The following is a 20,138-nucleotide window of genomic DNA, read 5'->3' on the forward strand; positions in this document are numbered from 1 at the left end:
AATTTGGCCTGACCGGCGGAGTGGTGAAAAGTGGCACCTTCCAGCAGTTTATTCGCGGTGGCATTGCTTTCGCCACACCGCCAACTACCCCATTGGCACCGAAAGCCAGTGTGAATCAACATTTCCTGCTTAACCCACAAGAGCCTAAAGACTGGCGCAACTGGGGAACGGCGATACCACACTTCTAGTTTGCTGGCCTATCAGGGCGGTAACGTTTTGCCGCCCTGATGGTCATCACCACACACATCCAACACACATTGGCGCAACCAACGATGCGCCGGATCAGCCTCCATACGTGGGTGCCAGAGCATAGAAATCATGATAACCGGTGAGGTTATCGGCAGAGAAAAGCTAAACATCCCGCTGCGCAGGTTCCGGGTATGACGTTCAGGAACCGTGGCAACCAAATCCGATCCTTTCACTAATGCCAACGCGGTAGAGATTCCGTCAACATAAGTCACTGCGTTTCGTTCCAGACCCACTAATTGCAAAGCATCATCAACTGGCCCTTTATGGCCCTGACGCCGTGAAATCATAATATGGCCCTGGCTAGCATATCGTTCGGGGGATATCTCCCCTTGGCTCAATGAATGGCCCGCCCTAACAACAGCAATAAAGCGATCGCGAAATAACCCGCGCGTGCGCAATTCAGGGCTGGCCGAAGAGCCCACGACACCGGTTTCAAGATCGACAATGCCATCACGCAGTAATGCACTGTCTTTGTCCATTTTCTGCATAAAGCGCAACCGCACCCCCACAGCATCTTGGTTAACTCGCGCCAACAGCGTCGCACCAAAATTTTCCACAAAACCGTCACTGGTACGCAATGTGAAAATACGCGTCAGCTGTGCAAGATTGAGTTTCTCCGCTGGGCGCAGCACCGATGTTGCGCCCTCAACTAATTGGCTGACCTGCTCACGCAGTTCAAGCGCCCTTGGCGTGGGAACCAACACCCGCCCCGCCCTAACTAATAAAGGATCACCGGTGGTTTGGCGTAATCTCGCCAGCGCACGGCTCATTGCCGATGGACTTAGCCCCAATCGCTGGGCGGCACGCACTACGCTGCCTTCCGCCAGCAGAACATTGAGAGTAAGGAGTAAATTGAGATCAGGTTTTGTCATTCAGTCACTTTAGCACAACCGGTGATGACATGGCGTTGAATGCAGCAATAAACTGCATTTCGTGCGTCTTCCGCTCTGCCATGTAATGGAATAGCCTTCTGAATAAATCTTATTTGGAGCCCCCCCACATGAAAACAGATACCCACAATATAAATACAGTCAATGTTGATAACGCCCACCTGCGAAGAACAATGCTCAGCCTCTCCCTACCGATGCTGCTTTCTTCATTAGCCACCAGTATCGCCAATGTAGGATTGCCTACATTAACGCAATCTTTCAACGCCTCTTTTCAACAAGCGCAATGGGTGGTATTGGCCTATTTATTGGCCATCACCACATCGGCCATCAGTATTGGGCGCATCGGCGATATCATTGACAAACGCTGGTTGCTAAAAGCCGGGATTGGATTATTCACCGCCGCATCGGTGGGCTGTGCGTTGGCACCCAGCATGGGAATATTGATTACCGCCCGAGTCTTACAAGGGTTAGGTGCTGCCACCATGATGACTCTGACGCTGGCATTGGTGGGGGAAACGGTGAATCAAGAAAAAACCGGGCGCATTATGGGTATGCTCGGCACAGTATCCGCTATCGGCACGGCCCTTGGCCCTTCTCTCGGCGGCATGCTCATTGCCGGATTCGGTTGGCCTGCTATATTCTTAATTAATATCCCTTTTGGGCTGTTGGCTCTGTTCCTGATATCACGTTACATGCCCTGTAATAGGACTTCATTCACTAAACCAGCCTCTGGTTTTGATCCCGTCGGGATGTTGCTGTTGGGCCTGACTCTCGCGCTGTATGCGCTGTCGATGACATGGGGCCATGGCACATTTGATGCGCGCAATTTAGCATTATTAGCCGGAGCAGCCATCGGTGTCGGGCTATTGGGCTGGGCAGAAAAAAAAGTGAAATCCCCCTTAATTCAAACCACCCTGTTACGCCATTCAGTGTTACGCGGAAGCTTAATCATGAGCATGTTGGTCACGACCATCATGATGGCCACACTGATTGTCGGGCCATTTTATCTTTCACGGGCGCTGGGCTTGTCAGCGCAATGGGTTGGGTTAGCGATGTCGGCTGGCCCGATAGTCGCAGCGCTGAGCGGTATTCCGGCAGGCTATGGGGTGGATAAGTTAGGAGCTCAAATAATGGTCACCAGCGGGTTGGTCGGTGTCGCTTTCGGAGCCATGATATTGACGATAATCCCCACAGGCTTTGGTGTCCTCGGTTATGTCGTCCCGGTTTGTCTGATTACGGCAGGTTATGCCATTTTCCAGACCGCTAACAATACCCTGATGATTAAATCTGTTCGCGCGGATCAACGCGGTGTTGTTTCCGGCATGCTTAACCTGTCACGCAACCTTGGGCTTATCACCGGTGCATCGGTTATGGGCGCTATTTTTGCCTTCGCGTCAAGCGGTCAAGATATTCAACTGACAGCAGCAACGGATATGACCCGAGGAATGCAATTCACTTACGGCGTTGCAGCACTATTAGCCACAGTAGCGCTGTGGATTTCTGTCATCCACTTAAGAAACAAATCTAATCAATAAATATTCCCCTCTTCATAGACATTACGAGTTTATGACTCTGCTGAAATGATTCACATTAATAATTATAACCATAAAATATCAATTCATCTTGAATGTAGGGGTTAAACTAACTCTGTCATTTTTCAAGAAAAAGATCCAATAAATGATAGATATGAGATGGATGAGTAATTTTTTGATTAATATTGAACACTTTTTGCATCTTGCTGCTATTAATTAATTATCTAGATTTTTTAATGATTAGTGTCGAAACATCAGTTACGCTACGTTATTGGCGCAACTCAATTCTAGATTACCTGGCTGCAAATTTTATGATTAAGGAAGAAATAATGAAGAAACCCTTACTTATTCTAGGTGCAATGGTTTTATTACAAGCAGCTCCGTCAGTAGAAAGTGCAGGTACAGTAAGCGGAACGCTAGGCGCGACATTAACCATTATTACGGGATGTTATATCAACGATGGGACGAACGCGGGTGGGATAACCAATTTAGGTACCATAAACTTCGGTAGCGTCTCGACTTTAAATACCCGAATCAGACAGGCGTACAGCAGCACGGCTAATGGCGCGTTAAATTTATACTGTAGTGCAGGTACGACCTACAATATCGGAATAGACAATGGTGCCCATGCGTTAACAACCCAACGCCGCCTGGCGGGAGGGACAACAGAATATGTCAATTATAATTTGTATAAAGATAATGGCTACTCCCAGCCTTGGGGATCAACAGGCACTGATCAACTGACTGGCACCGCGGTCGCTATTGGTACTGCCATCCCGCTCACCATTTATGGTGAAGTTCCTACACAGACAACCCCCAGTGTTAGCCCCTATAACGATACCGTCAACGTGACGGTCAGTTGGTAACAGGTATGATTCTGGGTAGTACGCCAGATAACTTGCGGATAAATATCGATAAAATAGCGTTGTTATGGTTCATTTTCTCACTGTTATTACTGCGAATTTATCCGGTTTATGCCGTCTCGAAAACGGCCAATATCACGGTTAATGCGACGTTATTGCCGACCTGCATTGCAGGTACGACGACGGCGGGGGCGACCACCTTTGGTACCTTGAATTTTGGCTCAGTCACGGTGCTGAACCGCCCGATAAGCGTTATCGGTCAAGCCAACAGTGGGGCAATTTCCGTGCAATGCAGCAAAAACACCAGTTTTAGCGTGTTACTCAGTGCCGGGCAAAGTGGGAGCGTCAGCAGCCGCTATTTAGTCGGAGGGCCGACAAATCAGCATGTCAACTACAACCTGTATACCGACGCCGCGCATAGCCATATTTGGGACAATACCGTCGGGATTTCTCAAGTTGCCAGCGGGCAGCCCGTAACCCTCCCCGTCTATGGGCTGATCCCGATACAAAGCACGCCAGCAGCGGGCATTTATACCGACACCATTCAAGTCACTGTTAATTGGTAGGGAGGGTGCAATATGTCACATAACGTGAATTATCCTACCTTCATTCAATTGCTGGTCCTTGGCTTATTTTCTCTGTCCATAACGGGCAGTTATGGAGATACCTTAAATAGCCCCTTTGCGGTGAAAGCAAGTATATTGCCCGGCTGTATTTTAGGCAGTGGCACTGCCGATAGCAGCAGCTTCGGTGCGCTGAATTTTGGCAATGTCTCTTCGCTGTCAACGGCCATCAATATCGTCTCCAGTCAAAATGCCGGTTCAATCATTATTCAATGTAGCGGTACGCCAAGCATCACTCTGGCGTTAAATAGTGGCGCAAATACCACTGGGAATATTGCCACTGGCAGGCGATTACTCAACAGCGCGACCGGCGAATATCTGTTTTACCAAATATTTCAAGATAGCGCTCGCAGTGTTATTTGGGGCAATGGCAGTAACGGCGGCACTACACAGGTCATTACTGCCAATAGCACGCTACAGCAGATCGTTTTATATGCGCAATTGTTTGCCAGTAGCACATTCCCCACTGCGGGAAATTACACCGATACGCTATTAGTGACCGTCACGTATTAAATGACTTTTTATTTTGTGTGTGTATTTTACCGACAAGGAGTTCACCATGATTAAATTAACATCGCTTGCGTCGTTGGTTTTATTTGCTACGGCATTTGCCAGTAGCCCACTTTATGCTGCCTCCTCGGTACTTATTTGGCCCATCGATCCAGTTATCAATAGTCATGAGAAAGCCACTGCACTGTGGCTGGAAAATAAAGACAGCCAGCCCGTTTATATGCAAATTCGGGTTTTAGGGTGGCAGCAAAAATCCGGACAGGAAGATTACAGCAACCAGTCTGCGGTTATCGCCAGCCCACCGGTTGCCACTATTTTACCGGGTAAACGTCAGTTGATCCGGCTGATTAAAAATACGCAAGTACCAGCAGGTCAGGAACACGCATTCAGAGTGTTGATTGATGAGATCCCGCGTAAAGATCCCAACGAAGATGCTGCCACCCCCTCGTTAAATATGGGGCTGAAGTTTCAGATGCGCTATTCCGTCCCACTATTCATCTATGGTGATGGCCTGAAATCTGAAGATGCCAATAATCCAGCGACATTTTTCCCACTGAGTCTCAGCTACAAGCTGGTGCAAGATAGCGGCAAAACGTGGTTGGCTATTCGCAATCAAGGGCAAACCCATGCCAGAATTTCTCGGGTCAACTTACAAAATCAAAGCATCAATAGTGGGCTGATGGGTTATGTTCTGCCAGGCACTGAAATGCGCTTTCAGGTTCCCGCGTCCGCCAATAGCGGGCAATTAACTGCTGTGGTCAATAGTTATCCAAAACCTATTACTATTCCTCATCAATAGACAATTCGTATGAATGGTGTCTATTGATTAATGCGCCGCTATGGCATTGATAAACAGGAATAACTGTCAATACGTTAGGGTTTGGGATGATGATCAAATTCAGGCTATCGCCCTTTTTGACATTGGTGTATGCATCAATGATATCCCCTGCATTCATACCACTAACGGTAAGGGGGAATGATTTGCCGCCTCCGCCATCTGCTGCGGTGATGCCTGACACAACCTTATATCTTGAATTAGTGGTGAATGGCCGTAACTTTGGCGAGGCCGTGCCCGTGATTTATCGCGATGGCCACTATTATTTGACACCTGAACAGTTAAAAGCGGTGGGTCTCCCCGCATCTGCATTAAATACCCCCGAAGTAGCCATTGATGCCATGGATAAAGTTCATGTCACCTATCAAGGTGACAGTCAGCGATTGCTCATCGATGTTCCAAGCGAATGGCTGCCTCAGCAGCGAGTGAATACTGCGGCAACAGAGGATTACAATCTGGCGCAAAGCAGCCTCGGACTACTGTTTAACTACGATATCTATGCCAGCCAGGGAAATAGCAGCGGCCAACCCAGCAATGCTTCGGCCTGGACAGAACAGCGCCTGTTTGATCATTTTGGCTTGATCAGTAACACCGGAATTTATCGTACTAACCTGACAGATACCGATAACGTTACGGTAGAAAAAGGGTATGTCCGCTACGATACTCAGTGGCGATTAAATGATGAAAATCACATGCTGAGCTACAGTGCTGGCGACCTGATAACCGGCTCGCTGGCATGGAGTAGTTCGGTGCGGGTGGGCGGCCTTCAAGTGTCACGTAACTTTGCTATTCGCCCGGACTTAGTGACTTACCCACTGCCGCAGTTTGCCGGTCAGGCAGCCATTCCCAGTACAGTTGATCTCTATATTGATAACTTTAGAACGCAATCGTCATCCGTTAACCCCGGCCCTTTTGTGATTGATAATGGGCCAAGAATCAATGGCGCAGGACAAGCAACTGTGGTCACCACCGATGCGTTAGGCCGCCAGGTCAGCACCTCAATCCCTTTCTATGTAGCCAGCGATTTGCTCAAACCCGGCTTATGGGACTTTAGTGTTTCAAGTGGCATGTTGCGCCAAAACTATGGCATTCGATCCGCTGACTATGGTGAGCCTGTTGCTAGCGGAGTGCTACGTTATGGCACCACCCCTTGGCTGACACTGGAAGGGCGAGCCGATGTCGCCAAACAGCTGAATGTGGTGGGCAGTGGGGTCAGTTTGCGTGTCGTGAATTATGGTGTTCTGAACAGTTCATACACAATAAGTGATGCCGGTGATGACGTTTTAGGCAGTGGTATCGCCCCCTCAGAAACAAATATCAACACCCCGTCATCCTCATCGTCTCTGCGCTATGGCGGGCGCGGCAATCAATACTCGCTTGGCTACAGCTATAGCAATGCTTTTTTCAGTGTGAATGCGCAACGGATTAACCGCAGCCCAAACTATGGCGATCTGGCAAATTATAAAAGTGAATACCGGCCAAGTCGCCGTACTGACCAAATTACCGGCAGCGTGGGGCTAGGGGCTTATGGCTCAATCGGCTCAGGTTACTTTGATGTCCGTGATGCATTAGGGGCACGAACTCGTCTGGTCAATGTTAGCTACAACACTACCCTATGGCGCAACACCAGTGTTTACCTCTCAGTCAACCGGGAATTAGGCAGCAGGGGCTATAACGCGCAGATGGTGTTAAGCATCCCCCTTGGGGATTGGGGGGCTGGCAGTATCAGCAGTGTGCGCGATACCAATAACAACTGGAGTCAACGCGTGAATTATAGCCGAGCAACCCCGACTAACGGCGGGGTTGGCTGGAATCTGGCTTATGCCAATGGCACGGGTGAAAATAGCAGCTATCAGCAGGCCGACCTTATCTGGCGGACGCGCGCATTGGAGAGCCGAGTTGGCGTGTATGGTAGTGAAAGTGATTACCGTAGCTGGGGCGAAGTTAGCGGTTCTCTGGTGGTCATGAATAATGGCATCTATGCCAGTAACACCATTAATGATGCTTTCGCACTGGTATCAACCCATGGGTTTGGTCAAATTCCGGTCAGTTATGAAAATCAACTGATCGGTACCACCAACGACGACGGCTATCTATTAGTCCCTAATGTCACCTCGTATTATCAGGCAAAATTCCAGATTGACCCAATGAGCTTACCAGCGGATGTAAGCATGCCTGAAGTTGAACGGCGCTTGGCTATTAGCGAGCGCAGCGGTTATTTAATCGACTTCCCATTAGAACAAATTACCTCCGCTACGCTACGTATTACCGATGAGTCAGGTAAAGATTTGCCTAAGGGCAGCCCGGTATTTACCTCTGAGACAAAACCGGTCAGTTATGTCGGCTGGGACGGTATTACTTATATTGAACAAGCGAAGCCACAAAATAAGCTGAAAATAATCCGGGCTGACAATGGGGCTCGTTGCTATCTGCAATTCGCTCTTAAGGCCAGTACGGGCATACAGGATATAGGCACTGTGACCTGCAAGTAAGTCACTCATAGCGAAAATAATGGAGAGGATATGACCCCAAATAACGTTAGCATCAGCTTCGTCGCGAGCCACTCGGGTATTATCGCTTTGCTGATATTACTGATAGGGCTGATTGCTCCCCCGGCTCAGGCTGACTCCTGCTCCTTTTCGCCCGGCACGGTCACCCTGCCGCCAGGCTCATCGGTGGCCGCTGGTAGTACTGCCGTTAATGCTCAGGGCGCAACGGCAATGACCTGCCCCGGTGCATTAATCTCAATTGCATTACTAGGTTCATTTACTTTATCAGCAACCATATCCAGCACAACCAATACCCTTAACCTCAAGAATGCAGCTGGCGATCTTATTCCCTACTCTATTTATCGTACCGGCACCTTCAGCCCCGCATTACCTATCGGTGGTAAATTGGATTACGCCAGCTCAAGTTTGCTATCAATTAACTTAGGGTCACTGAACGCAAATTTACCCATTTATATTCGTACTGGGAATAATGGCGTCATTAGCACCAATATCAGCGCTGGAACCTATACAGATGTGATCAATTTGGCTTGGAATTACAACATCTGCAAAGTACTGAACGTGCTGGGAGGGTGCGTAGGTTCTTGGGTTGGCACCGGGACAGGTACCGATGTCTCATCAGTGACGGTCACACTGGTTGTAAGCAAAGATTGCGCTATTAATAGCGCCCCAGATGTCAATTTTGGTAGTTTTGCATTAGTCGGACAATTTAATCCGATCAGCCAAAATATCACCCTCACCTGCACCAAAGGTACCACCTTTAATACTTATGTTACGCCAGGGGATAACCCAATAACGAATTGGCGACAAATGAAACTGAACTCCGCAAGCACCACTGACTATTTGCAATATCAGCTGTATCAGGGTGCCTCCGGCACCACATTATGGGATGTGAGCACAATGCAACCCGGCTCAGGCACTGGCGCTGCACAACTTGTTCCTTTTCATGCAGTGATTAACCCCAATCAGAATCAAAAGACACCGGGTGACTATCAGGATAATGTCAGCCTGGTCCTGGTGTATTGATTGTTATTTTTATCTGGGTGGCCCATTTTTTAAAGTCTTTAAATGGGTCATTAGTATTTTCCCTTTATTTCTTATAGTGATAATCATAATAAAATAATTTGTAGATAAGAAAATTCCGATTGAGCTGTACTAAATCTGTCCCTGTTATACAATCTGCGGGCTTAAATAATAGCCGACAGACTTCTATCTAAGGAAAGCCGCGATTAAACAGGAGTGGGCATCATGACTGATTATGATAATCGGGAAAAATCAGCTGACATTGCTCTGTTAAAAGAAATGAACAGCTTACGGGATATCATCGAGAATAATTCAGACTGGATCTGGGAAGTTGATGTTGCCGGCCGTTATACGTTTTCATCTGCAAAATCTATCGAGTTGCTAGGCCACCTTCCTCATGAAGTGGTCGGTAAAACCCCATTTGATTTTATGCCGAAAGATGAGGCTAAACGGGTGGGGGAAATATTCGCCGAAATTGCCGCTGAACGCATTCCTTTTGCGGGCTTGCAAAACCGGAATATCCGCGCAGATGGCAGCGAAGTCTTGGTAGAAAGCAGTGGTATTCCGCTTTTTGACGACAATGGCGAATTCAAGGGTTATCGGGGAATAGACCGTAACCTCAGCAATTTACCTTACAATGCCAGTCAACGCCTCTTCGAGTTGGAATCCATTTATTCCAGTGCCCCAGCCGGTCTGTGCTTTATTGATACAGCCTTGCACTACCTGACGGTAAATGACTATCTGGCAGAATTATTAGGTAAAAAAACAGTTGAAGTGAATGGCCATAAAGTGGCTGATTTCTTGCCTGGCATCATTCCTATTCTGCAAAGTGCCCTACTAAAAGCCTACTGTAACGACAGCATCCCAGATGCTGAGTTTCAGATGCCGGATAAACAACGGGTATTTTTCATGCGCATCAATGCGGCCAAATACCCGAGTGGTCAGGTTAGTGGCCTGTCCGTCGCCATGATTGATATATCTGCGCTGAAAAAGATGGAAGAGAAGTTGCGTAGCAGTAAGCAACATTATCGCAATATGGTGGAACTGAACCCACAAATCCCCTGGACGGCCTCCCCAGACGGCATGATCACTAATGTCAGCTCTCGCTTTGAAAAAATCACCGGCTTAACTCGTGAAGAGGCGCTGGCAGACAGATGGCTTCGAACCATTCATGCTGATGATCGCCATCCCACATTAATAAGTTGGGAGCATTCTCTCCAAACACACGAACCACTTGATGTCGAAATACGTTTTTGCCACGTGGAAAAAGGCTGGAACTGGATGCGTATTCGCGCCGTTCCCAGCGTAGATGATCACGGCAACGTGGAATGCTGGTACGGCACAGCAGAGGATATCCACGAGCGTAAGTTGCTGGAACTTAAACTGATTAAGGCTAATCGACGCCTCGAAATTCAAGCCAGAACTGATTCATTGACTAAATTACCTAATCGTCGAGAGTTCAAGAAAGTGCTCGCCCATGAATTCATGCGTGCAAGGCGCTCAGCTTCACCACTGGCAGTTTTAATGATTGATATCGACTACTTTAAGAATTTCAATGATTGTTACGGCCATATCTCTGGTGATGCATGCCTGCGATTGGTCGCAAGAGCATTGCGTAAGTCCTTGAAACGCAGCACGGATATCGTGGCTCGTTATGGCGGTGAGGAATTTGCGGCTATCTTGCCGGATACGGATCAAAAAGGGGCCAGCCTGGTTGCTGAGCACATTTTACAATCTATTCGCGCGATGGGTATCAAACATAGTGAAAGTAAGTTCCGCAAAGTTACCATCAGCTTGGGGGTTACTGTCTATCAATCCCATCTGCACAGCAGCATTACTGATCAGTCTGATTTAATGCTGGCTGCTGATCAGGCACTTTATTATTCTAAAAAGAATGGACGTAATCAGTTTAATGTAGCGGAACTTCCAGGCTAGGAAGGCTGGTTTTTTTCGCGACAACTTCTGGCACTTTTTTTAAGCTCGGCTATTCTCAATAAGGCGGCCAATCTGGTCATACCTCATACCACCAGGTTAGGAAGGAGTCTTTATGGGAAATACTGTGGTAAAAATCAGAGATTTTGAAGTTGACGACGCAGTGCTGTCGGCACCAGTAGATAAAGGTGAAAACACGGTCAGTATCCCGTGTAAATCGGACCCTGAATTGTGTATGCAGCTTGATGGGTGGGACGAAAATACCAGTATTCCCGCAACGTTAGATGGCCAAGATAAACTGCTTTACAAAAAACACTATGACCGACATCAAGACGCCTGGGTAATGAGGGTGACTTGATTGTTCAGAGATCCGTCACCCATAGCTAAAATTTATGAGTGGCGGCTTCTTCTTTCATATTCGATATAGCTCACTGGCCAAAAACGAACCCGTTTCCTGCTGTGTAAATCGGCTATTAGAATATTTCCAGCACTTTGAATTGCATACAAATCAGCATCATATCTGGGGAAAACAGTTCGTATTCCTCAAAAAATCGTTGTTGCGTTTTACGCCAGTAAGCCAATGTGCGATCCCCCTCACCTTCAGCCAAGGCGTGTGCCTCATCAACCTGATCAAAGATTTTCAGTTCAACATCCGTCAACTCAACTGCGCATACTGGCTCATTGCGACCATTGACCACAACAAATACATCGCCCGCCTGCGGGACACCCTCATCATCTAATGCCGCACAGGTTGCTGTTTTAGTGCCATTAAGAACCAGCGCCAATAAATCATCTGCGACTTGTTCAGTATCACCAAAAGCCCAACGCTCGGCGTTTTCATATTTTTGTGGAATTGCAGCCATAGTTTCATTATTCCTAATCGTAATATTATTGATGCAGCGCATATTATACCTCAACGCTACCAACACACTCTCGCATCAACATAAATTTTCGCTACTATACCTAAGTTGCGGTAAACCAATAAATTCCGCAAAGCAACTTCAAGTCAAACAAATCTATCGAGGTAAAAAATAAAGGCCTATGGTGACCAAACGCTTGCATACAAAACATTGGAAGATGTTTGTGGTATTACTTTGCATCTGCGGCGCATTAATGCTGTTGCGGTGGGCATCAATGATCTTTGGCTAATGTCGCCCCCGCCCACCACTAATGTTTATCTTTCGGTAAAAATAAGCAGCCACATTTTGGGCACACTAACGCGGTATTTTTATGCACTTTATCTGTGCTTTGCTCTGACGTCGCGCCACAATCCGGGCACTTGATTTTCACCTTGACACTGCTGACCAGTTTTCTGATGCTATCAAGAAATGACATATTCTCGCCTCTCAGTTGTACAACCTCATTAGATTACGATAACCGACACCACTAAACCGTGGAGTGGTCAGCGTTACTCAGATTTTCTTTACCGGGTCTGATTTCACTCAGCGGAAAAAACCGGTTTTTCAGGAGACAATGGAAAGAAACAAGCAGAAAATGGAAAGATACGTGGAGGAACATTCACCACGCAGCATGGCTGGCATGCTTGGCGTAGTGAAGTGGTAGGCAGGTTATTGGAAACCCTTGGTTTGCGATCAGTGATTCCATAATTCTTGGATCAACCCTCTGACCCGAACCTTGGAAGCACCAGCAACCAGGCTAATAATACGGTTCGCACTCAACGTAGAAACATCCGTATTCCATTCATCAAATGAATGTTCGGCATAGCTGTCGTTGAAAACCTTTTTTATCGAGGATTCAGCTTCGGACATCTCACTGAAACTCTTGGCGTTTATTAAGCACTGAGCAATGATTGAGACTTTTTTCATGTTTTATCCTTGATTATCGGTCGCATAGTGTAGCACAATTGCACCCTCTCTGCTCATATGCTGCTTAAATTGTTTTCAATTGAAACTAACCGATTGATAAAAAAGCAGATTCAATAAATTTCATTCCTTATTTCATCTCTCTGACTTACGTCAATTGTTGTCTTACCGGATACTCAAAATCTTCCCCATGAGACACGGCATTGACTAAAAAGCCATCTGCGTCACAAATCCGCAACAATAAATTCATTATTTATTCATTTACTGTACGCTTTTTATTCAATTTGCGTGCTATATTGTAATTGCTCTGATATGACCAAAAGTTTTACCCATGCAGGTAACCCGAGGTGTCAAATGATCAGCAACGTCTTTCTCTATTCACTTTTCATCATTTATATCACTGCTGCAGTGGTTGATGGCTCACTGCCCCTGCTTGACTTGATGTAGCGCTGCATCGAATCCTCTATGGCATAGCCCAAGACGAGCTGACTACCATACTCTCTGCATCCTGCATCACAACAGCCTCCTGCAGTAAAACCCCCATTTCAATGGCTCCAGGTGGCCGTAACGCCCATTTTGGCCCCCGCAATGCTTGCGCATATCCCGCCTGATATAAGTGCTCCATCTTCACTGGGTCGAACATCTCTGCGCCGTTAATGTCGACATCCGGTGGAATAGTAATCCAATGGAATCCTGATTTTTCTGCTAATGAAAAAGCATAAATGCGGTACAAATCGCCCACCAATGCGGCTTTACTGGTTGAGTCCAACGTGCGTAAAGCTATATTCCTCACTAATCGCGGGGTCGGTGCAGGTTGCGGGCCAAGCTGCCCATTGTGAATAATGTAAATGTCCTCTTTACTGTCTGCCAATCCAGCTCTGGCGCGTATCACTTTGGAGCTGTATACCCCGCCATTGTAAAAGACCCGCGCCGCCACACCGCCATCGACATGCATTTCATCGTAATGTTTACCTTTAGCCACGACATCAAAAAATACCGGTGAAAAAGCGACAGGAACGGATGAAGAGGCGAGCATCACTTGGCGGAATAGCATTAACGCTTCCGGTGTCCCTTTCGTGGCAATCAAGCCCATATTCCAGACAATAAACCGCTGCGAATCAAGGTCAACTGTGCCCATATATAATCGCCGCCCCTGCTGATGGGCCTTGGCGATTTCACTGAGTAATTGGGGGGTAATATGGCCATCAATGAGCTGAGATAATGGGCTGGTATCCGCCAGTGACTCGCGAAAGAACAAGCGAAATAATAGGTTATCCAGGTGGAAAATATCCCGGGTGGTGGTAGTGGTATAAAAGTCATGCAGTGCTTGGTCGTAATCACTGCCTAAAAAGGCAAAAGGCGCAATCAGGGCACCGGTTGATACCCCACTGACCACTTTAAAAACCGGGCGCTTACCTGTTTTAGTCCAACCATTCAAAAAACCCGCACCAAAAGCACCATTTGGCCCCCCACCCGATAATGCCAGATGCGGGTAAACCCGTGTTCCATCAGCGGTACGGAACATCTCTTTCGGTTCATCTTTATAAGATTGCAGTAAATCAGCTTCAAATATGGGGCTAATATGCCCAGCGCCTGCACGAATATTGGGCATGCCGGGGATTTCAGCCTCTGGCATCAACGCGACCGGTACCGGATTTCGGGGTAATTGGCTACATGCGCCTAATAAAAAAGAGCCCATCAGTAGCAGCACGACACGAATTAGTTTCCCACTTTTTATCATTCTATTTTCCAGTAGCACGGTCACTCACTAAATTTATCTGACTTTCATGAAGAACGCCGAAAAGTAAACTATTTGTTTTGCCACTGTTAATGTTTCAACTTCAATCACGTTTTACATTCTGCGCCAAACTTTTCACCCACGTCCTGCATCCTGGTATTTAAAGAGAGATAATAGGCTCTATTTTTGTGACAATGCGCACCATTGCTGCACTGAGGGCCGCTGCCATTGATAATTTGCATATTGACGCAGATATTCCGGTAGTTCATCACCATTGAGCACCAGCCGGTTAAGCATTAATGCCAAATCAGTATCAGCAATACACCATTCACTGAATAAATTCTTTCGACCATCCGAAAGTAAGCGCTCCAACCCTGAAATTAGCTTGTGAGCCGCTTGTCGCCCTTGGACAGATAATAGCGGCATCTTCATGCCAGCAAAGGCGACTTCGGTAGGCCGCTCAGCCCTAATTGGCATAAAATCACTGCGCAACCAAGCTTGGATTTCACGTACTTTGGCGCGTTCTTGTCTATCTTGTGTGTATATTCTCGCGTATTCCGGCGAAGGAAATCGCTCTTCTAAGTATTCAGAAATCGCTGAGGATTCAGATAATCGAAAATCATCGATTATCAGTGTGGGCACGCGGCGAGTTGCCGATAGTTTGCCAAATTCCTCACGGAGATTCTCGCCAGCAGACAGATCAATCGCGCTCAATGTAAAAGGAAGCGCTTTTTCTGTCAGCGATACAAAGACCGACATGACATACGGGCTGAAAAAATCCGCATCGGTATACAAGACAATGGATTGCTGACTCATTGAGACTCCGGCTAATTATCACTAAAAGATTACGTTAGTCGGTTTTACGTGGACTGAAAAGCACCTTATGCAAAAAGTTATTATTAAGAATAACGCCGGGTTGAATCGCCCCTGATCTATCGGGCATTTCCTATTCTGGAACAGATGGCTGCCAATTGGCGGTTGCCCGATATAAAGACAGAATTAATGCGTCTTTGAAGTAGCCGGTGATTCAGTGCTATCTTCAACATAAAGCGTACGGCTGGGGAAAGCAAAATCTGCACCGTGCTGATGGACGATATCAATAAACTTCAAATAGCAGGTCTGCTGAACCGCTAGCCATTCAGCCCACACCCTGGTTTTGGTAAAGCAATAAACCATAATATCCAGAGAGGACTCGCCAAACCCATTAAAATAGACTAACAAGGTTTGTTGGTGATCGATATCATCATTATTGGCTAAAAAATTGTGCATCTCATCCACAATTACGCCAATTTTATCCGCATCTTCATAACGCAGCGCCAGAGTGGTTTTTATTCTGCGGTTCGTCATGCGACCAGGGTTTTCAACACTAATATCTGTGAATGTGGAATTAGGGACATATAATGGCCGGTTTTCAAATGTCATTATTTTTGTCAGCCGCCAACCTATTTCAACAACAACACCTTCAATATGGCGATCTGGCAAACGTATCCAATCTCCGATATTAAAAGGGCGATCAAAATAAAGCATCACACCAGAGAAGAAATTACTCAAAATATCTTTTCCAGCCATCCCTACAGCAAGACCACCAATGCCGCCAAAGGTCACCAGCCCGGAAAAACTCATGCCCAAATGCTCGCCATAGAGCAGAACAACGACCACTACGAGCGTTATTTTTAACATGCGCGCGATAATTTTAGCGCTGGTGATATCACTGCCTTTTGCTACCTGCCGTTTCTCCAACACATCAAATAATACAAACATCTTACGTATTAGCATCAATAAGATGACCGACATGCAGACGAAATTAACTGTCTTAGGTGTGATAAAGCTTATCTTTATATCTGCGAGTGTATTATTGATGATGTTACCCACCACCAATACCATGACAGACCACAGCAGAAAACTGACAAACTGCAAGATAAAACTGTAACGAGAATGGTGTCGTCGCATTCCCCACACAGATACAACTAATAACGCAATAACACAACTGATAACCAATATCAGCCCGGCAATATTTTCCATAGTAAACTGAGCAATCATATGCTTTATGTCCTCAAACATATCTTATCACATTCGTTACTGGGTCAATTCTATCGCAATTAAGGATGAGGACATAGGATGTTGGCACTTTGACTTACAGCGCCAGGCAGAGAGAAGGATATTAGTTTTTGGGGCCAGCCCCCTAGCCCGGAATCAAAATTATGAAGGTCAATCTTCAGCGGGTTTATCATCTAAAATTGTCAGCAGAATATCTGCATCTGGGGTGGTGATATGTTTCCCCTCAAGGAAACCAGCAAGTTTGGCTTCTGCATTGTGTTCGTACACCTCATAACCCGCAATTCGATACCCTGGAATACCGTCCTGACCACGAATATATTCATCACCGTCAATGTAGTACTCAACAACACCACTGGCATCTTCAATCTCATAACGTTTATCAAAAGGGAACTGTTTCATTACTCATCCTGGAAAAAAATGCATGACCCTATAATGCCAAATTAGCGCTATTTAAGGAAGCCTTAGCCGTAATGCTCCTAGACAGTGCCTCTTCCCCTTATATTGAGGCCATTCGGTATATATGGATTAATGTAAAGTTTTCAGATAGTCACATTGCTAATAATCTTATTTAATTCTCATGTCAAACACGCAAATCCAAGGTAAACTCATGCGCTTAAATAAGGAGCAGGGATGAGCACTGAAATATTCATTGCCGTATTGGGCGCAGCGCTGTTACATGCAAGCTGGAATGCTTTAGTTAAATTTGGTGCGGATCGCTTAGTTGCTATTTCATTGATGGCAATTTTTTCTGGCATCATCTCATTCTTCGGTATTTTCTTTGTCGATTTACCCGCTCTCGACGCGCTCCCGTGGTTGCTCCTGTCGGTTGCTTTTCACACCGGGTATTGTCTCTTTCTCAGTAAAGCCTACGAACACGCCGAGTTCGGGCAAATTTATCCCATCGCTCGTGGGGTCGCGCCATTATTAAGTGCCCTACTTTCGTGGTTAATTTTGTCAGAAATTCCACGCGCAATGGCTTTATTCGGGGCCGTCATTTTGGTTTCAGGGGTCATTATGATGACATTTGATGGCCGCCATGGCCCAAACAAACTCAATCTCCGAGCCATCACTTATGCATTAATTACCGCAACATTTACCGCCTGCTATACCCTCTCCGATGGCGCAGGCAGCCGCGCCAGTATAGAACCTCTCAGTTATATTTTTTGGCTATTTATGTCCAATGGTATAGCCATGTTTGCGCTACTTTGGATAATGCACCGGAATAGAGTTTTTCGTGAAATCAGACAACATTGGCATCACGGCATCATTGGCGGTGCTATGCAGTTATTCGCTTATGGTATCGTCATTTGGGCCATGAAAAGTACGCCAATCGCCTTGGTAGCAGCACTACGTGAGACCAGCGTACTCTTCGCCATGGTTATTTCTATCTGGATGTTAAAAGAAAAACCCTCCCTATTACGCCTTATTGCAAGCGCTATTATTGTGGCTGGTGTTGCCATTACCAAATTTGGCTAATTTTCAAGCGCCCAAGGATGCCTCTATGACTTCAATAAAAAACCTGTACCCTATCTCTCCCGTAAACACGCTATACTCATAGAAATCCTATAAAAAAGGAGAAGATATGCTCATAGGATTTGTTTTACTGGTTAGCACCTGCGGAATGGATGCTTGCGAGGCTCTGCCCGTGACTGACGATGTTTATGCTACACGCCATGAATGTATGGCTGTCGCTGCCCGCATTCATCAAAGAAGGCCCGATGTGGTCCTGATTTGTGGTGAAGTTTATCGCCATAGCGAAAATGACCAACCCGATTGATAGCCCAGCGCAAGTGAGAAGAAAATTGGAACATATTGATTGTGCAATTCTTCCTCGCCCATCAACTTATAGCTCTGTATTCTAAAGGAAGCGATTAAACCTAAAGTCTGTCCTTCCTATTAAAATGAAGCCATTCGAACTATAACCCGGTTTTTATCTTGTAAACGCGTTTTATCCTGTACACAATCTGTTGTATAAGAAATGTCATGCTGTAAAAGTAATAAAGTAAAAAGTCGTGCTACGCTTTAATTAAGTGGCAATGACAATATGAGCATTAACTTAGGGTTATATAAGTCCTCATTTAAAATACGCCACAACTCAGTACTCCCCCTCGGCAAGGAGCTTTACAATGAATCCTCCTATATATGACCTCTGAGTCTGTAAAAAGAACGCCGTAAATAACCGGTTATCGTTTTTACGTATATAGGATGCCAATATGTTCCAATTCGATGCTTATGGCACACTCGTCGCTGCAAGTCTGGTTCTATTACTAGGAAGGCAGTGCGTCAAAAAAATCCCCTTATTACAAAAATACGCCATCCCGGACCCGATAGCTGGCGGCCTTTTGGTCGCGTTACTGTTCCTGCTGATACATCAAACTACCGGTTGGGAAGCGCATTTTGACACCTCATTGCGTGACCCATTGATGTTGACCTTTTTTGCCTCAATTGGCCTCAACGCCAATCTCGCCAGTTTAAGAGCGGGTGGTAAAGTGTTGATAAAGTTTTTATTCGTCGTTATTGGTTTATTGTTATTACAAAATACGGTAGGCATCGGCATGGCTAAGATGTTGGGGCTGGAACCGTTAATGGGATTACTGGTAGGGACAATCACATTATCGGGGGGGCATGGAACTGGCGCTGCCTGGAGCAGTGTATTTGTTCAGAATTATGGATTAATTAATGCCACTGAAGTCGCGATGGCTTGCGCGACTTTCGGCTTGGTATTGGGTGGATTGATTGCTGGGCCTGTCGCACTTTATCTGATTAAGCATTCAGCAACACCTGATGGGAGACCCGAAGATGCACTGCAACCCACGACCTTTGAAAAACCGCAATCAGGGCGAATGATCACCTCCCTGGTTTTGGTCGAAACCATTGCAATGATAACTATTTGTTTGATGGTCGGAGGTTATATTCGGGAACTGCTGGCGGGATCGGTATTCGAATTACCCATCTTTGTTTATGTGTTATTTATCGGGGTTATTCTCAGTAATATACTCACTTATACGGGGTTTTATCAGGTATTTGACCGCGCCGTCTCCGTAGTGGGTAATGTCAGCCTTTCCCTCTTCCTGGCAATAGCTTTGATGAGTTTAAGATTATGGGAATTAGCCTCTTTGGCCTTGCCAATGCTGGCTATTTTATTTGTACAAACCGTGTTAATGGCATTATATGCAATATTTGTGACTTACCGTGTTATGGGTAAAAATTACGATGCTGCGGTGCTTGCGGCTGGTCACTGTGGTCTGGGTTTAGGTGCCACACCAACGGCGATTGCCAATATGCAAGCCATCACTGATCGTTTCGGGCCATCACACATTGCGTTTCTTATCGTCCCAATGGTCGGTGCGTTTTTCCTGGATATTGCCAATGCTATCGTCATTAAGTTGTCTTTATTACTGCCGATGTTTACCCCTTTAGGGTGACTTTGACTAGTCCTGATATAGGTTGACACTTTTCAGCCTTAAAACGCCCGATGAACTTCATCGGGCGTTTTGTATTTTAATGACAGATGGGGACGCCGGGTGTTGTAGATTTCCACCGACTCCATGACCA

22 protein-coding genes are annotated in these 20,138 nt (G+C 46.3%); 14 read left to right on the top strand and 8 right to left on the bottom strand.

From position 1 onward, the window contains the following. A partial coding sequence (locus ACNSO8_RS13280) for a hypothetical protein (RefSeq protein WP_418394911.1) occupies positions 1-188 on the top strand: 188 nt, incomplete at its 5' end. 12 nt (positions 189-200) lie between these two features. On the opposite strand, the gene ACNSO8_RS13285 is transcribed toward ACNSO8_RS13280, so the two are convergent. Continuing rightward, entirely contained in the window at positions 201-1,121 is a 921-nt protein-coding gene (locus ACNSO8_RS13285) for a LysR family transcriptional regulator (protein WP_418394912.1), read from the bottom strand. A gap of 128 nt (positions 1,122-1,249) precedes the next feature. Between ACNSO8_RS13285 and ACNSO8_RS13290 the strand changes: the two genes are divergently transcribed. From ACNSO8_RS13290 to ACNSO8_RS13330, 9 genes are all read left to right on the top strand, one after another. Further along, on the top strand, positions 1,250-2,674 hold the full coding sequence (locus tag ACNSO8_RS13290) for an MFS transporter (RefSeq protein ID WP_418394913.1): 1,425 nt from the start codon (positions 1,250-1,252) through the stop codon (positions 2,672-2,674). Positions 2,675-3,000: 326 nt separating this feature from the next. Beyond that, positions 3,001-3,537 (top strand): spore coat U domain-containing protein, encoded by a 537-nt coding sequence (locus ACNSO8_RS13295; RefSeq protein WP_418394914.1) that lies wholly within the window; start codon positions 3,001-3,003, stop codon positions 3,535-3,537. Positions 3,538-3,542: 5 nt separating this feature from the next. Further along, positions 3,543-4,100: a spore coat U domain-containing protein gene (locus ACNSO8_RS13300; protein WP_418394915.1), complete on the top strand. Its 558-nt coding sequence runs from the start codon at positions 3,543-3,545 to the stop codon at positions 4,098-4,100. 12 nt (positions 4,101-4,112) lie between these two features. Beyond that, complete coding sequence (locus tag ACNSO8_RS13305; protein ID WP_418394916.1) at positions 4,113-4,670, top strand: spore coat U domain-containing protein; 558 nt, start codon at positions 4,113-4,115, stop codon at positions 4,668-4,670. Between the two features lie 46 nt (positions 4,671-4,716). After that, positions 4,717-5,466: a molecular chaperone gene (locus tag ACNSO8_RS13310; RefSeq protein ID WP_418394917.1), complete on the top strand. Its 750-nt coding sequence runs from the start codon at positions 4,717-4,719 to the stop codon at positions 5,464-5,466. A gap of 86 nt (positions 5,467-5,552) precedes the next feature. Next, positions 5,553-7,994, top strand: coding sequence for a fimbria/pilus outer membrane usher protein (locus tag ACNSO8_RS13315; RefSeq protein WP_418394918.1), 2,442 nt, complete (start codon positions 5,553-5,555; stop codon positions 7,992-7,994). Positions 7,995-8,024: 30 nt separating this feature from the next. After that, positions 8,025-9,035, top strand: a complete 1,011-nt coding sequence (locus ACNSO8_RS13320) for a spore coat U domain-containing protein (RefSeq protein WP_418394919.1) — start codon at positions 8,025-8,027, stop codon at positions 9,033-9,035. 222 nt (positions 9,036-9,257) lie between these two features. Continuing rightward, on the top strand, positions 9,258-10,967 hold the full coding sequence (locus ACNSO8_RS13325) for a diguanylate cyclase (protein WP_418394920.1): 1,710 nt from the start codon (positions 9,258-9,260) through the stop codon (positions 10,965-10,967). A gap of 112 nt (positions 10,968-11,079) precedes the next feature. Then, positions 11,080-11,322 (top strand): DUF1480 family protein, encoded by a 243-nt coding sequence (locus tag ACNSO8_RS13330; protein ID WP_418394921.1) that lies wholly within the window; start codon positions 11,080-11,082, stop codon positions 11,320-11,322. A gap of 115 nt (positions 11,323-11,437) precedes the next feature. Here ACNSO8_RS13330 and ACNSO8_RS13335 read toward each other — a convergent pair whose 3' ends face one another. Then, positions 11,438-11,827: an ASCH domain-containing protein gene (locus tag ACNSO8_RS13335; protein WP_418394922.1), complete on the bottom strand. Its 390-nt coding sequence runs from the start codon at positions 11,825-11,827 to the stop codon at positions 11,438-11,440. A 178-nt stretch (positions 11,828-12,005) separates the two neighbouring features. On the opposite strand from ACNSO8_RS13335, the gene yniD reads away from it, so the two are divergent. Next, the gene (gene yniD / locus ACNSO8_RS13340; protein WP_086018937.1) at positions 12,006-12,113 is read left to right on the top strand and encodes a small membrane protein YniD; all 108 of its coding nucleotides are present in this window, start codon (positions 12,006-12,008) and stop codon (positions 12,111-12,113) included. A gap of 18 nt (positions 12,114-12,131) precedes the next feature. Here yniD and ACNSO8_RS13345 read toward each other — a convergent pair whose 3' ends face one another. From ACNSO8_RS13345 to ACNSO8_RS13370, 6 genes are all read right to left on the bottom strand, one after another. Then, positions 12,132-12,299 (bottom strand): YnfU family zinc-binding protein, encoded by a 168-nt coding sequence (locus ACNSO8_RS13345; protein ID WP_418394923.1) that lies wholly within the window; start codon positions 12,297-12,299, stop codon positions 12,132-12,134. A 257-nt stretch (positions 12,300-12,556) separates the two neighbouring features. Then, positions 12,557-12,790 carry a hypothetical protein gene (locus ACNSO8_RS13350; protein WP_025378460.1) on the bottom strand — a complete coding sequence of 78 codons (234 nt, stop codon included), beginning with the start codon at positions 12,788-12,790 and terminating at the stop codon, positions 12,557-12,559. Positions 12,791-13,250: 460 nt separating this feature from the next. Beyond that, the gene (locus tag ACNSO8_RS13355; RefSeq protein WP_418394924.1) at positions 13,251-14,528 is read right to left on the bottom strand and encodes a patatin-like phospholipase family protein; all 1,278 of its coding nucleotides are present in this window, start codon (positions 14,526-14,528) and stop codon (positions 13,251-13,253) included. A 177-nt stretch (positions 14,529-14,705) separates the two neighbouring features. After that, positions 14,706-15,341 (bottom strand): glutathione transferase, encoded by a 636-nt coding sequence (gene yfcF / locus ACNSO8_RS13360; protein WP_418394925.1) that lies wholly within the window; start codon positions 15,339-15,341, stop codon positions 14,706-14,708. 183 nt (positions 15,342-15,524) lie between these two features. Then, positions 15,525-16,565, bottom strand: a complete 1,041-nt coding sequence (locus ACNSO8_RS13365; protein WP_418394926.1) for a mechanosensitive ion channel family protein — start codon at positions 16,563-16,565, stop codon at positions 15,525-15,527. 168 nt (positions 16,566-16,733) lie between these two features. After that, on the bottom strand, positions 16,734-16,982 hold the full coding sequence (locus ACNSO8_RS13370) for a hypothetical protein (RefSeq protein ID WP_418394927.1): 249 nt from the start codon (positions 16,980-16,982) through the stop codon (positions 16,734-16,736). A 231-nt stretch (positions 16,983-17,213) separates the two neighbouring features. On the opposite strand from ACNSO8_RS13370, the gene ACNSO8_RS13375 reads away from it, so the two are divergent. The 3 genes from ACNSO8_RS13375 to gltS all read left to right on the top strand — a co-directional run bounded on the left by ACNSO8_RS13375 (position 17,214) and on the right by gltS (position 20,008). After that, positions 17,214-18,059: an EamA family transporter gene (locus ACNSO8_RS13375; protein ID WP_418394928.1), complete on the top strand. Its 846-nt coding sequence runs from the start codon at positions 17,214-17,216 to the stop codon at positions 18,057-18,059. Between the two features lie 106 nt (positions 18,060-18,165). Next, positions 18,166-18,360: a hypothetical protein gene (locus tag ACNSO8_RS13380; protein ID WP_418394929.1), complete on the top strand. Its 195-nt coding sequence runs from the start codon at positions 18,166-18,168 to the stop codon at positions 18,358-18,360. A 436-nt stretch (positions 18,361-18,796) separates the two neighbouring features. Continuing rightward, a complete protein-coding gene (gltS, locus tag ACNSO8_RS13385; protein ID WP_418394930.1) occupies positions 18,797-20,008 on the top strand; it encodes a sodium/glutamate symporter in 1,212 nt (403 codons plus the stop codon). The last annotated feature ends 130 nt before the right edge of the window (positions 20,009-20,138 follow it).

This window comes from Yersinia sp. LJYL362 (assembly GCF_048323875.1).

Coding starts and splice junctions, on each gene's coding strand:
- ACNSO8_RS13285 (WP_418394912.1), bottom strand. CDS start 1,121: ATGACAAAACCTGATCTCAATTTACTCCTTACTCTCAATGTTCTGCTG.
- ACNSO8_RS13290 (WP_418394913.1), top strand. CDS start 1,250: ATGAAAACAGATACCCACAATATAAATACAGTCAATGTTGATAACGCC.
- ACNSO8_RS13295 (WP_418394914.1), top strand. CDS start 3,001: ATGAAGAAACCCTTACTTATTCTAGGTGCAATGGTTTTATTACAAGCA.
- ACNSO8_RS13300 (WP_418394915.1), top strand. CDS start 3,543: ATGATTCTGGGTAGTACGCCAGATAACTTGCGGATAAATATCGATAAA.
- ACNSO8_RS13305 (WP_418394916.1), top strand. CDS start 4,113: ATGTCACATAACGTGAATTATCCTACCTTCATTCAATTGCTGGTCCTT.
- ACNSO8_RS13310 (WP_418394917.1), top strand. CDS start 4,717: ATGATTAAATTAACATCGCTTGCGTCGTTGGTTTTATTTGCTACGGCA.
- ACNSO8_RS13315 (WP_418394918.1), top strand. CDS start 5,553: ATGATGATCAAATTCAGGCTATCGCCCTTTTTGACATTGGTGTATGCA.
- ACNSO8_RS13320 (WP_418394919.1), top strand. CDS start 8,025: ATGACCCCAAATAACGTTAGCATCAGCTTCGTCGCGAGCCACTCGGGT.
- ACNSO8_RS13325 (WP_418394920.1), top strand. CDS start 9,258: ATGACTGATTATGATAATCGGGAAAAATCAGCTGACATTGCTCTGTTA.
- ACNSO8_RS13330 (WP_418394921.1), top strand. CDS start 11,080: ATGGGAAATACTGTGGTAAAAATCAGAGATTTTGAAGTTGACGACGCA.
- ACNSO8_RS13335 (WP_418394922.1), bottom strand. CDS start 11,827: ATGGCTGCAATTCCACAAAAATATGAAAACGCCGAGCGTTGGGCTTTT.
- yniD (WP_086018937.1), top strand. CDS start 12,006: ATGGTGACCAAACGCTTGCATACAAAACATTGGAAGATGTTTGTGGTA.
- ACNSO8_RS13345 (WP_418394923.1), bottom strand. CDS start 12,299: ATGTCATTTCTTGATAGCATCAGAAAACTGGTCAGCAGTGTCAAGGTG.
- ACNSO8_RS13350 (WP_025378460.1), bottom strand. CDS start 12,790: ATGAAAAAAGTCTCAATCATTGCTCAGTGCTTAATAAACGCCAAGAGT.
- ACNSO8_RS13355 (WP_418394924.1), bottom strand. CDS start 14,528: ATGATAAAAAGTGGGAAACTAATTCGTGTCGTGCTGCTACTGATGGGC.
- yfcF (WP_418394925.1), bottom strand. CDS start 15,341: ATGAGTCAGCAATCCATTGTCTTGTATACCGATGCGGATTTTTTCAGC.
- ACNSO8_RS13365 (WP_418394926.1), bottom strand. CDS start 16,565: ATGATTGCTCAGTTTACTATGGAAAATATTGCCGGGCTGATATTGGTT.
- ACNSO8_RS13370 (WP_418394927.1), bottom strand. CDS start 16,982: ATGAAACAGTTCCCTTTTGATAAACGTTATGAGATTGAAGATGCCAGT.
- ACNSO8_RS13375 (WP_418394928.1), top strand. CDS start 17,214: ATGAGCACTGAAATATTCATTGCCGTATTGGGCGCAGCGCTGTTACAT.
- ACNSO8_RS13380 (WP_418394929.1), top strand. CDS start 18,166: ATGCTCATAGGATTTGTTTTACTGGTTAGCACCTGCGGAATGGATGCT.
- gltS (WP_418394930.1), top strand. CDS start 18,797: ATGTTCCAATTCGATGCTTATGGCACACTCGTCGCTGCAAGTCTGGTT.